This is a genomic window from Melghirimyces thermohalophilus, assembly GCF_900102685.1.
In the GTDB taxonomy this organism is placed as follows: Bacteria; Bacillota; Bacilli; order Thermoactinomycetales; family DSM-45169; genus Melghirimyces; species Melghirimyces thermohalophilus.
Genome location: NZ_FMZA01000007.1, coordinates 80,495 through 93,012 on the forward strand (window position 1 = coordinate 80,495; position 12,518 = coordinate 93,012).

General features: G+C 54.0%; 7 protein-coding genes and 3 pseudogenes. 6 read left to right on the top strand and 4 right to left on the bottom strand.

Features of this window, described 5'->3' with window-relative positions:
- The first annotated feature begins 44 nt into the window (after positions 1–44).
- Positions 45–266 carry a hypothetical protein gene (locus tag BLP91_RS06700; RefSeq protein WP_176757875.1) on the top strand — a complete coding sequence of 74 codons (222 nt, stop codon included), beginning with the start codon at positions 45–47 and terminating at the stop codon, positions 264–266.
- 116 nt (positions 267–382) lie between these two features.
- Here BLP91_RS06700 and BLP91_RS06705 read toward each other — a convergent pair whose 3' ends face one another.
- Together BLP91_RS06705 and BLP91_RS06710 are read right to left on the bottom strand one after the other, a co-directional pair.
- The gene (locus BLP91_RS06705; protein ID WP_091568048.1) at positions 383–1,270 is read right to left on the bottom strand and encodes a PaaX family transcriptional regulator; all 888 of its coding nucleotides are present in this window, start codon (positions 1,268–1,270) and stop codon (positions 383–385) included.
- A 67-nt stretch (positions 1,271–1,337) separates the two neighbouring features.
- Positions 1,338–1,721 (bottom strand): annotated as a pseudogene (locus BLP91_RS06710) (acyl-CoA thioesterase); the annotation flags it as partial.
- 2 nt (positions 1,722–1,723) lie between these two features.
- On the opposite strand from BLP91_RS06710, the pseudogene BLP91_RS06715 reads away from it, so the two are divergent.
- From BLP91_RS06715 to BLP91_RS06730, 4 genes and pseudogenes are all read left to right on the top strand, one after another.
- A pseudogene (locus BLP91_RS06715) lies at positions 1,724–2,560 on the top strand (aldehyde dehydrogenase family protein); the annotation flags it as partial.
- A gap of 239 nt (positions 2,561–2,799) precedes the next feature.
- Positions 2,800–3,776: pseudogene (locus BLP91_RS06720) on the top strand (NAD(P)/FAD-dependent oxidoreductase).
- 201 nt (positions 3,777–3,977) lie between these two features.
- Positions 3,978–4,994, top strand: coding sequence for an MBL fold metallo-hydrolase (locus BLP91_RS06725; protein ID WP_091568052.1), 1,017 nt, complete (start codon positions 3,978–3,980; stop codon positions 4,992–4,994).
- 149 nt (positions 4,995–5,143) lie between these two features.
- Positions 5,144–7,495, top strand: coding sequence for an FdhF/YdeP family oxidoreductase (locus tag BLP91_RS06730; RefSeq protein WP_091568055.1), 2,352 nt, complete (start codon positions 5,144–5,146; stop codon positions 7,493–7,495).
- Positions 7,496–7,800: 305 nt separating this feature from the next.
- On the opposite strand, the gene BLP91_RS06735 is transcribed toward BLP91_RS06730, so the two are convergent.
- A complete protein-coding gene (locus BLP91_RS06735; protein WP_091568058.1) occupies positions 7,801–10,413 on the bottom strand; it encodes a phosphoenolpyruvate synthase in 2,613 nt (870 codons plus the stop codon).
- Between the two features lie 261 nt (positions 10,414–10,674).
- Here BLP91_RS06735 and BLP91_RS17260 point away from each other — a divergent pair, with 261 nt between their 5' ends.
- Positions 10,675–10,797, top strand: a complete 123-nt coding sequence (locus BLP91_RS17260; RefSeq protein ID WP_281220454.1) for a hypothetical protein — start codon at positions 10,675–10,677, stop codon at positions 10,795–10,797.
- A 193-nt stretch (positions 10,798–10,990) separates the two neighbouring features.
- Here the strand turns inward: BLP91_RS17260 and BLP91_RS06740 are convergent, their stop codons facing one another.
- A complete protein-coding gene (locus BLP91_RS06740) occupies positions 10,991–12,514 on the bottom strand; it encodes a tripartite tricarboxylate transporter permease (protein WP_091568061.1) in 1,524 nt (507 codons plus the stop codon).
- Positions 12,515–12,518 lie beyond the last annotated feature (4 nt).

Sequence of the window (12,518 nt, forward strand, 5' to 3'; positions counted from 1 at the left end):
TTGTTGTATAATAGATCAAATTCGAATGAAAGTTGGAGAGAGTGTTGTCACTAACAATCGCTGTCCCCAAAGAGACGGAACCTGGCGAAAACCGGGTGGCACTGGTTCCAAAAGAGGTTGGCCGTCTGGCTGAGTCCGGGATGAGCGTCGTCGTTGAGAGCGGGGTCGGCTTGGGTGCCGATTATAGAGATCGAGGGTATGAAAAAGCGGGGGCCCTTGTGGTGACCGAGACCGCGGCACTCTATGAGAAGGCGGATGTGATTTAGTATGGATATGATGCCGCGGATCCCTCGAGCCCAGGAGATGGCTGCCCTCTCCTCACAAAGCACGGTGGTCGGTTATAAGGCAGTTCTGATGGCCGCCCACTGGTTAGGGAGGTCTCTCATACAAAGCTGACATTGGCATCGACAAAGGGGTTGATCGCTTTTTCCCGATTGCTCAACGTGGTTCCGTCGGGAGCGTGTTCAAAGCATTCTTCAAAAAAGTGGACGGCTCCCACCGAAACCAACTGATGAATATTCCAAAATAATTGACGGGCTCGCGTTCCGTTCCATCGATCAGGTCTTAAGTCGTGGGGCAAGTGGGGATCAAGGAATAAAAATTTTCGATATTCATGGACAATCGAGGTGCGGATCCGAAAGCACTCCCGGGGATCGACCGCTTGATTCCACACCCGTTCCCTCAAGGATTCATGGGCTTTCTCGTAATATTGGATAAACTGATCGTACTTGTCGCTAATTTCGTCCAAATCCCATCCGAGGGAAATGATTTCGTCATCATCATGGGTCATCACAGAATCGGTTTTGAAAAAAAAGACATATGGTTCCAGTCCATGGGTTTCGATCAATTTCATCACTTTGTCTTCCAGGGGATTGGGGCTCACCCACATGCTATTGGAGATCAACCCGAAGCCTAGCCAGGACAGTTCTTTGCGGAACTGTGTCCGCAACTCCCGTCTTTGTTCCGGAATGGAGTAGGTAAGGACCCGCCATAGACGGTCCCACTTATGGTTATTGATGGAGTAGACGCGTTTCACCCCATCGATAACGTTCCGTTTCCCTTTGGCCGTCAACGAGTAATAGCTGCGGTTGCCCACCCGACGGACCTGGAGCAGATCCTGGTTGACCATGCGAAAGGTGGCCCCTCTTACGGATTGTTCGGAGATGCCGAATACATCCATCAGACGGATCAGGCTACCAATCCAGATTTCGCCTCCATAGTACTGGATATAGTCTCCGAACAGGGTAAACATCAAGGATCTCGGTTTCATTGCGATAACTCCTTCTACCATATCCTGAAACCATTGTAACGGAATATATATCCGAATGAAAATCCTTCTACGTCGACAGCCAGGGGTTGGGGGCTTGCGGCTCGCTGGATGAGTCTTGTTCCAGCAGGGTTCTGACTTCATCTGGAATCGGGACAGCGGATAGGCGACCCTCTGACTCTCGGACCCATCCGCGGATTTCATGCCCATGGCCCGAGCGGGTTTCTCCCCGAAACACCTCGTGTTTCAGCCGAATCGTTTTTCGGCTGATCTCTTCTACGCTGGTGTGGATGGTGATGATATCGTCGTAATAAAGGGGCTTCTCAAAGGTGCACCCGGCATCCAGCATCGGAAGGATCACTTTTTCTTCTGCTTCCAGTTTCGCCGGAGACAGACCGATGCTGCGGAAAAATTGATGACCGGCCATATCAAACCACTTGAAATAATTGGGATACCTATCTGGTGGAACACCCGGGTGTGGACAAGGTGGCGTTCACCGGGGAGACGAGCACCGGGAAAGATATCATGGCCAAGGCTTCGGAGACGCTGAAGCGAGTCACCCTGGAGTTGGGCGGAAAATCCCCCAATATCGTTTTTGAAGACGCCGATCTGGAGAGTGCCGTCGTGGGTTCCGTCTTCGGCATCTATTACAACACAGGCCAGTCCTGTGAAGCCCGTTCCCGGCTGTTCGTTCATGAATCGATCTACGATGAATTCGTGGAGAAATTCGTGGAAAAAACGAAGCAGCTGAAGCTGGGAGATCCCCTGAACAAAGAGACACACGTGGGGGCGATCATCTCTGCCGGTCAGCTGGAGACGATTCACTCCTATGTGGATCTGGCCAAAAAAGAAGGAGCGCGGGTGGCCTTTGGAGGTCAACGTCCGGAAGGAGGCGAATTTGAAAAAGGTCATTGGTACCAACCGACGGTGCTTGTCGATGTGACCAATGACATGAGGGTCGCTCAGGAGGAGATCTTCGGGCCGGTGGTTGTCATCATGAAGTTCAGCGATGAAAAAGAAGTCATTCAACAGGCCAACGATTCCATCTACGGCTTGGCAGCCGCGGTGTGGACCCAGAATCACAGCCGTGCGCACCGGATCACTGAACAGCTGAAAGCGGGGATCGTCATGGTCAACAACCCGATCTCCACGTTTCCTGGCTTGCCCTTCGGCGGTTACAAGCAATCGGGCTTCGGCCGGGAGCTGGCGCTCGAATCCCTTGATCTGTACACGGAAACTAAAAGCGTTCTCTCCTACGTCGGAACCAAGCCGATGAATCCCTTCGGCATCTAAAAAATACGTCGCACCTTTTATTTTGGATGCCCATTCGAGAGCCCAACTACTCCGGCCGTTGACCGAGGAAAGGGATGCTCCATGGGGCGTTTTCGAAATGGGACTTTACCGTCTTATCCCGCGAAAATCTGCAGGGAATCAAAGGGAGCGGCGCCATCTTGGTACCTTCTTGCCCCTGTCTGACCGAAGCGAGAGCAATGTCCCATAATGCATGAATGGTGAAGGTGTGGAGGGATACCATGGCGAACATAGTGACGGATATCACCATCATCGGAGGCGGGCCGACGGGGTTGTTTGCCGCTTTTTACGGAGGCATGCGCAAACGATCGGTGAAAATCATCGAAAGCATGCCCCAACTGGGGGGGCAATTGTCCGCCCTCTATCCGGAAAAGGATATTTATGATGTGGCCGGGTTTCCCAAGGTGCGCGCTCAGGAATTGGTCGATTCAGCAGACGAAATATTTCCGACCGGAGATCTGCCTCGATGAGCGGGTGCTCCAGGTGGAAAAAAAGGAGGACGGCTTTGAACTGGTGACCGACCGGCAAACCCATTTCACCAAAACGATCGTGATCACCGCCGGTGTGGGAGCCTTTGAACCCCGGAAATTGATCGTTTCTGGGGCCGAACGGTTTGAAGGGCAGAACCTCCATTATTTTGTGGAGGATGTGCAACAGTTTGCCGGAAAACGGGTCTTGGTGGCAGGTGGAGGCGACTCCGCCGTAGATTGGGCCAACACCTTGGAGCGAATCGCCTCACAAGTTACCTTGATCCACCGGCGGGATCGGTTCCGGGCCCACGAGAGCAGCGTGGAACAGCTCAAACAATCCAGCGTACAGGTGATCACCCCCTCGTCAGATCCAATCCCTGCACGGGGAGAGGAAGATCGAACAGGCGGTGTTGGTGGATCCGAATACCAAGGAGACGGAATCCATCGACGTGGATGAAGTGATTGTCAGTTACGGTTTCGTTTCCTCTTTGGGCCCGATCAAAGAATGGGGACTGGAGATCGAAAAAGGCTCCATCATGGTCCATTCCCGGATGGAGACCAACATCCCCGGGATCTATGCTGCAGGGGATGTTACCACCTATGACGGAAAAGTCAAACTGATCGCCGTCGGTTTTGGCGAAGCTCCTACCGCCGTCAACAATGCGGTTCAGTACCTCAATCCCCGATTGAGACTGCAACCGGCGCACAGTTCCCATATGTCCTTTTAAAGATTTCCAAACAATCCATATCAGGGTGCTCTGGTGGGTGGATAACCTGTGAGTCCGCCCTGTTTTATTTTTCGATAACGATGGCGTTGGGGAGGGATGCGGAAAGTTTAAAAAAGTGCCCTTCAAGCCCAATTGGAAGACGAATAAAAGCGACAATTGCGATAAAATAGAGATGGAATAAAGAGAAAGGAGAAAGTCAGGTTGAGAGAAATCCATACTTGGGTCGACCGTGAAACGGCGGTCACTGCTATCACCGTCTCGACGCCTTTTCCGGTCGGTCCGGTCAATATGTACCTCCTGGAGAAGGAGGGGTCTGTAGTCCTGATAGACGCGGCCGTCGATTCTGATGAGGCATGGAACGTTCTTTTAGAAGCGTTACAACAGCGGGGGTTAACCATCGAATCCATCCACGCCATTTTTCTGACCCATCATCATGTAGATCATGTGGGGCTGGTCAACCGAGTGGTGACCCGTCACCCGGTACCGGTCTATGTCCATCCCCGGAGCATTCCTCGACTGTTGCGGGACCCTGCCTATTTGGAAGGACGACTTCGTTTTTTTGAAAAACTGTACGAACGAATGGGATGTGGCGAGCTCGGGGCCAACTATGTGAAACGGTTATGGAAAGGGGTTCACAGCAAGGATAAGATCCGTTTAGACGGGGTGGACCTTCGCCCGGTGGAGGAGGGAGAGACGATTCCGGAGCTCTCGAAACTGGAACTCTACTACGTCCCCGGCCATGCCGTCGATCATCTGATGGCATGGGATCGGGAGACGGGGTGGTTATTCGGCGGCGACCTGCTGCTCCCTCACATCTCTTCCAACGCCCTGGTGGAACCGGATGAACGGACCTGGCGCCGGATGAAGACGGTTTGCCAATATCGGGAGTCGATGCTCCGCTGCGCTCCCTTACCGGTCAAACGCATTTTTCCGGGACACGGTTCGGTGTTTACCGATCATGCGAGCCTGATCGATCATCGCATCCAGCGCATCGATCAGAAGGCGGAACGGCTCCGACAGTGGCTCCTGAAGGCGCCCAAAACGCCGATGGAATTATGCGAAATCATGTATCCGTCGAAATTAAAGGCTGAGTTTCCTCTGGTTGCTTCGGAAGTGATGGGTTTATTGGATTACTTGGATGACAAAGGTCAGATCGAATGGAAGGAGGCGGATGGTACATATATTTATCACGCGAAGGAAAAGAAACTTCTCTGCTGATGCCACCGCGCTTGCGGTTGCTTCCGGTCGTTCCACGTTTCCCAGTTTGGAATATGGACAAAAGGACAAACAGACTGTAAATTGTGAACATAGGGAGTCTCTTTTAAGGAAAACGGATCCGGTATTAGTTTGATCGAGAGGTGATGATGATGGGCCAGACCAAACATGAGGGACCGACGAAGTTGCCTCGTCTTCCCGATCCGAAGTTATGGGTGAGTCCAGTTCCCTTCGGTTTGGGGAAGATCAAGCCAAAACACATCCGCGATACGGCGAAGGTGGTGTGGGAAAACCGGGATAATCTGCCCTACGCTTACCGCATCCTGACCCAGGGTGTTTGTGACGGGTGCGCGCTGGGGGTGGGCGGGCTGCGGGATCAGACGCTGACCGGTCCCCATCTTTGCACTACCCGGCTCAACGTGCTGCGGCTGAATACGATGCCGGCCATCGATGAAGAGATCCTCCACAGCGATATCGATCAACTCCGGCAGAAAAGCAGTACAGAGTTGCGGCAGCTGGGACGGATTCCCTACCCGTTGTCGCGCAAACCCGGTGAAAAGCGGTTTACACGCATCTCCTGGGATGATGCCCTGGATCGGATTGCGGATAAGATCCGGTCGATCGATCCGAAGCAGCTGGCTTTTTATCTCACCTCCCGGGGGATCACCAATGAGGTATATTATACCGCTGCCAAAACGGCTCGTTTCCTGGGGACTAACAACATCGACAACGCCTCCCGCATTTGCCACTCCCCCAGTAAGACGGCGTTGAAGCGTTCCCTGGGGATCGGCGCCTCCAGCTGTAATTACCGGGACTGGATCGGCACCGATGTGCTGGTGTTCTGGGGTTCTGTGGCTGCTAACAACCAGCCGGTCTCCACCAAGTACATGTATGCCGCCAAGCGTAAGGGAACCAAAATTATCGTGATCAACCCGTACCGGGAGCCGTCCATGGACGGGTATTGGGTCCCGTCGATTCCCGACTCCGCCCTGTTCGGCACGAAGATCGCCGACGATTTTTACCAGGTCAATATCGGCGGGGATATCGCCTTGATGAACGGGGTAATGAAGCACTGGTTTGAGATGGAGATCGAAGAACCGGGATCCGCCATCGACTGGGAGTTTGTCCAACAACACACCCATGGGGTGGAGGACTTAAAGGACCATGTACTGAATCAGGATTGGGAGACGCTGGAGGCTTCCTCCGGTCTCTCCCGGGCGCGGATGGAGGAGTTGGCCCGGCTCTTGGCCCACTCCAAGAGCGGCGTCTTCGTCTGGTCAATGGGTCTCACCCAGCATCGCTTCGGAACCGACAATGTATCCCAAATAGCCAATCTAGCCATGTTGCGCGGATTTATCGGGCGAAAACACTGCGGAGTGATGCCGATCCGCGGCCATTCCGGAGTCCAGGGATCCGGGGAGATGGGCGCCGATCCCTTTGTGTTGCCCGGCGGCGATTTTGAGCCGAAGGAAATTGAGCGGCTGGAGCAGCTGTGGAACTTCGACATCCCCCGCTGGCAGGGAGATACCGTCGGCGACTCCCTGGAAAACGCCCTGTTGCCGGAAGAGCACCAACGGAAACTGAGGGTGTTTTACACCTCTGGAGGCAACTTTTTGGAAACGATGCCTGATCCGGACTTCGTCCGTCAATGTCTGGAACAGATGGAGCTCCGGGTGCATCAGGATATCATCCTGAACACCTCCACCCTGGTGGATGCCAAGGAGGAAGTGATCGTGCTGCCGGCGATGACCCGGTACGAACAGCCGGGAGGAGGAACTTCCACCTCCACTGAGCGCATGGTCTACTTCTCCCCGGAGATTGAGGGACCTCGCATTGAAGAGGCCCGTTCCGAGTGGGAAATCTATACTGATTTGGCGGCTCGGGTCAAACCCGAGGCCAAGGAGCAAATCACCTTTGCTGATGCTCAGGAGATTCGAGAGGAGATCGCCAAGGCCAACCCTAACTACGACGGGATTCAGCATCTGAAGAAAAAAGGGGATGTGTTTCAGTGGGGAGGCGCCTGGTTGTGTGAAGGGGGCATCTGTCCCACCGACGATGGCCGGGGGAATTTGATCCCCATCGAACTGCCGGAACTGCGGAAACCGGAGGGGCATTTTTATGTCTCCACCCGGCGTGGCAAGCAGTTTAACTCCATGATCTACGGGGAAACCGACCCGACCAACGCTGCCGACCGCTATTCCGTGCTGATCCATCCGGAAGATGCCCGCTCTATCGGCATCCGCGATGGGGAGGCGATCGTCCTCTACAATCGTTACGGCCGTTTCCAAGGTGTGGCCCAATTCGCCGATACACGTCGCGGCAACCTGCAAGTGTATTGGCCAGAGGGGAATGTATTGATCCCCAAAGGCGTCTACGAAGAATATGCGGCCATCCCCGAATACAATACGGCAGTGGTTGTGGAAAAGGCGGAGACCTATCACGCGCAGAAAGACACCCGTTATGTGGAAAAGCGGGTGGAGGAGTTGGAAACGGAGATGACCTGAGGACACCCCCGGAACCCTTAACAGGGCGCCGGGGGTGTTGTTTTTCGTGGCTATCGACTCATTGTGATAAATGAGGTCGATACGAGGGGAAGCGTTTACCCAAAAGAGCGACTTGGTATTTGAGGGCACCACGAACCGACGAGGCTGACGCTCTGATAAAGGTTGCTCCCCTATCCAAAGGAGAATCAACTATCTCAGCTTGGCCCTTGCCCTTAGCAGGATAATTGGCAGGGCCGTCCAATCTTCTCTGCCAGGAAAGAGGAGCGCTCTCGGGTCGATGTCGCACTCGTTTTTCACAACGCTTACTAGGAATCATCCATCAAAATCATGACAACCCCCTGATCTCCGTCTACGCGGATCCTTTGCCCGTTCTCGATCTTTTCGGTGGCGCGGTCGATGCCGACCACAGCGGGAATCCCGTATTCTCTGGCTACCACCGCACCGTGGGTCATCAGGCCGCCGACCTCTGTCACTAAGGCGTTGGCAGACTGAAACAGCGGGGTCCACCCGGGATCGGTATGGGGAGCGACGAGAATCTCCCCGGGATGGAGTTGGGCTTCTTCCGGCTTGTGGACGATGCGGGCTTTTCCCTCCACCACACCGGCGGAAACGGGATTTCCGAGAAGCGCTCCCTCGGGAAAGTTGCCTTGTCGGGGAGAGCCGGTCACCCGTTCCCCCTCGCTGGTCATTACCTTGGGCGGGGTGAGGCTTTGGTGGCGTTCAAAGGCCGCTTTTCGCTCCGCGACGGTGGCCGAAATGTCCGATGGAAAGGAACTGTGGGCGATCTGGATCAACTCTTCTAAGGTGAAATAATATCCGTCTGCCACTTTGTTGAGAACCCCTTGTTTTACCCATTCTTCCAACTCGGCCACGATCGCTTTTTTGCATTCATCCAGAATCCGGGTCGCCAGATATTTGGGGTGCTCCCGCAGTCCGCCCATGTAACGGTACACCTGGATCAGACGCTGAATCCGTCTTCCCTTCCATCCTCCTCCAACCCGGTTTAAAATCCGTTGCTTCGCCTCCTGAGCTTCTTCTTCCCCTTGTTGAAACTTGCGTCGATGGGCCCCGGGCTCCACGCTGCGCATATGTCCCAAGATGGCTGGAACCAGCTGGGTGGGCACCTCCCGCCAGCGGGGACGGGTCAGGTCGATCTCCCCTGGGCAGCGGTGACCGTATTGTTGGATAAAATCAGTAAAGGCTTGTCGAAAGGTGGCGCCGCCCTCTACTTGATCCAGCCCTTCGTAGAAACGGTCATCCTCAGCCTGTCGGAGATACGCTTCCACCTCGGGTAGCTGGCGAAGTCGATCAGCTAGATCTCCGATCTGGAGACCCATTTCGCTGGTCAGATTACCGGGGAGGGACTTATTTAAGGAAGCCAGTTCATCGGGATTTCCAAGGGCTTTTTTTAACAGAAGGTAAGAGATCGGAAAAGAGATGACGTAGGGAAAGAGGTTTTGCAATAACTCCTTTCCCAAACCATTTAACACTCGCTGGATGGTCTCCAAGCGCTCGACGCCATGGCTTCCTTGTACCCTTTCATGGACTTCCTTCCACTTCTCCTCCATGAATCGCTCCACCTGACGTTGGGTCTCTTCTGGGTCACGCTGCCACAGATTGTTCCACACTTCTTTGGCGATGGGAGCGAAAAAGGGCCATTTGGAACGGAAAAACCGGGGTTTGGGAGAAACTTGCTGAAAGTCCGGCCGTTGGATCACATCGTGGATGGCCCGGCTGATCCTTTCATCGAATAAGTGATGAAGCACTCGTGGGAAGGCCTTTCGGCCGAAGCGGGTCCGCAGAAACTCCGTGGGATTGACAAACAGACGGCTGCCCGCTTCCAGAAGGACCTGTTTGGGAAGAATCGTGCGCAGGACGGAAATCCCCAGAGGCTTCATCGCATCGGTCATCATCTGTACGTGTCCGAAGGAGAACATCACCTGCAGCGGTTCTCTAGGAATGTCCGGAAGGGGATATAGGGAGGTGATCGGACGGCTCTGCACGGTGAAGATTTCGTCTCCTTCGATACAGAATTCAATATCCTGCGGGGATCCGAAATGCTTTTCGATCTCCTTTCCCCATGTGGCCAGTTGCAACACTTGGCTGTCAGTAAGGGCCGGTTGTGACTGTTGTTCCAAAGGCAACTCTCTTTGGATCGTCCCTCCCTCCGGCAAGGATTGGATCGCCAATTTTTTCTCCGAGATGGTTTTCTGAATGATTTGGCCGCTTTTGACTTTGTATAGATCCGCCGATACCATGCCGGAGACAATTGCTTCCCCCAGGCCAAAGCTGGCATTGATCGATACCGTGTTTCGATGGCCGTTGGTGGGATCAGCGGTAAACAGGATGCCGGACACTTCCGGCTGCACCATCCGCTGCACCACCACCGATAGATAAACGTGACGGTGGTCAAAGCCGTTTTTTGCCCGATAGGCGATCGCCCGATCGGTAAACAAGGAGACCCAACATTTTCGAATGGACTGCAGTAGTTCGTCCCTGCCTCGGATATTTAGAAATGTGTCCTGCTGTCCCGCGAAGGAGGCAGTGGGTAAGTCCTCCGCCGTCGCGCTGGAGCGGATGGCGTAAGCGTTTTGTGTTCCAACGGATTCCCAGGCCGAGACGATTTCCCGAACCAGCGAAGCGGGGATGTCCAAATGCAGCAGATGGTTGCGAATCCGTTCGCCCCATTTGCGTAAGGACTCCAAATCATGAGGGTCCAAGGCATTCAAGGCGTCCAAGTATGTATCCACGTCGGGGCTGGTTGCGAGGAAATGTCGGTAAGCCGAAGTGGTCACGCAGAAACCTCCTGGCACCGGAAATCCGGCACGGCTCAACTCGCCCAGGTTGGCTCCCTTTCCGCCGACATCAGAGAGGCTGGACCGATCCACCTCTTCAAAAAACAAGATACGGGATCCCATGCATCGCACTCCTTTTCTCATATTGAAATGACCGGATGTGCCTACTTGTGCTTTCCATCGACGTAAGCCCGATGTAAGGTTAATATATCATAAATCAGTTTTAAAGTGAGCACTCACTTTAATTCTGGAGAAATTCACTGCGATCGGCCTCCTTGGGGTTATAAGGGGGGAGAAGGGCATGGAATATAACATCCAGAATCAACGTGACAGATGGTATATTTATAATATTATACGAATGAATATTCGAAAGGGAGTGACGTGATGAAACGGGTTTGCCAGTCTTCCTCCTTGTCCGATGATCTGGCGGAAACAGAGGAAGTGGAGGTCTCTCATCCTTTGATTCAGCAGAAAGCGAAGGAGTTGTCCCGAGCCCCAAACGACTGATGTTCTGTGGCAGCACGAGGACGCCCTCGACATGTACCTGCACCATTTGCCTACCTCATTGTGGGCGGAGATTTCACAGTTCTCTCTCTATCACAATTCAATAATCGGTGGCTGGAAGCAGTTATTTTTCATGATCCTCATCTTTTCAATCTCAAAAAAAGACCCGAACGGGATCCGTTCCGGTCGTAGTTGCTTATTCGATTTTCGCGGGGCGTTGGTGCTGTTTAAAGAGCTTTGCTTTGGAACGGACATACCAGGGCGTCTGAGTGACGAGGGTGAAGACGATGGCGAAGGTTAAGAGAAAGCTGATCGGATGGGTGAATAGGCTTGTCGTGAGGCCGAGGAGGCTTCCCTGTTCGATCATGATCGCCCGGCGAAAGTGCCCTTCCATCATCGGCCCCAGAATCATGCCCAGCACCATGGGACCGGTCGGAAAACGGTACTGTTTCATGAAGTAGCCGATGACGCCGAAGATAACCATCCAATAGACGTCGATGACGCTATTGCGGATCGCATACGCGCCGACCACGGTCAAGAAGGCGATGATGGGCAGCAGCACATGCTTGGGGATCAGGACGATCCGGGCGAAAGTGGACAATCCCATCAATCCCCAGATAAATACGAATACAGCAGAAATGATTCCGGCACCGATGATCACCCCAAACAGGTCCGGTGATGACTGGATCAGCAGTGGACCCGGGGTCAACCCCTGGATCATCAATCCGCCGAGGATGACGGCGGTCACCGCATCCCCTGGAATGCCCAGGGTCAACATCGGGATCAGGGCGCCGCCGATGGCCGACATATTGGCGGTGTCGGGGGCGAGCACCCCTTCATATGCCCCTTTGCCGAAGGGACGGGAAGGTTTTTTGACCGTTCGCTTTGCGTGATCGTAGGCCATCAGGCTGGCGATTTCGCCGCCTGCACCTGGCAGGGAGCCGATCAATACGCCGATGGCGGAGGTCCGGATGGATAGCGGGAGAAAACGGAGGAATTGAGCGCAGGAAGGGAGAAACTGGCCTGAGATGTCGTTCATTCGGTTCTTTTTCAGATGGCGGAGTTGGTGGAGCACTTCGGCTAGCCCGAATAGCCCCAGCATGCAGGCGATAAAGTTGATCCCGCCTTTCAGTTCCACACTGCCAAAGGTGAAACGGTCAACGCCTGTCAGAGAATCCATCCCCACCAGACCGATGATCATCCCTAAACCGGCGACGAAAATCGATTTCGGTAAATCTTTGGATCCTACGCTGCCGACGACGAGGATCCCTAAGAGCATCATCAGAAAATAGTCACGCGGTGCAAAGGAAAGGGCGATGGAGGAGATGAGAGGGGACGCTGTGGCCAGTACCGCGATCCCTAAGAGTCCCCCCAGAACGGAATAGACCGTCGCGTATCCGATGGCCAGCCCGCTTTCTCCCCGTTGTGCCAGGGGATATCCATCAAAGGTGGCAGCTAAAGAGGAAGGGGTTCCCGGAATATTGAGCAGAATGGCAGAGCGGGAACCGCCATACACTCCGCCAAAAAAGACCCCGATGATCAAAACGATGGCAGGAATCGTATCCCATGTATAGGACAGCGAGACCAGCAGGGTGGCGGCCATGGTGACCGACAGACCCGGCAAGGCTCCGATGATAAATCCTGCGAAGGTACCGAAGGCGGCGATGAAAAACAGTTTTGGGTCCGTAAATGGAATAAGGAGATATTCAAACCAGGCCAAGGAA

Coding starts and splice junctions, on each gene's coding strand:
- BLP91_RS06730 (WP_091568055.1), top strand. CDS start 5,144: ATGGGCCAGACCAAACATGAGGGACCGACGAAGTTGCCTCGTCTTCCC.
- BLP91_RS17260 (WP_281220454.1), top strand. CDS start 10,675: ATGAAACGGGTTTGCCAGTCTTCCTCCTTGTCCGATGATCTGGCGGAA.
- BLP91_RS06705 (WP_091568048.1), bottom strand. CDS start 1,270: ATGAAACCGAGATCCTTGATGTTTACCCTGTTCGGAGACTATATCCAG.
- BLP91_RS06735 (WP_091568058.1), bottom strand. CDS start 10,413: ATGGGATCCCGTATCTTGTTTTTTGAAGAGGTGGATCGGTCCAGCCTC.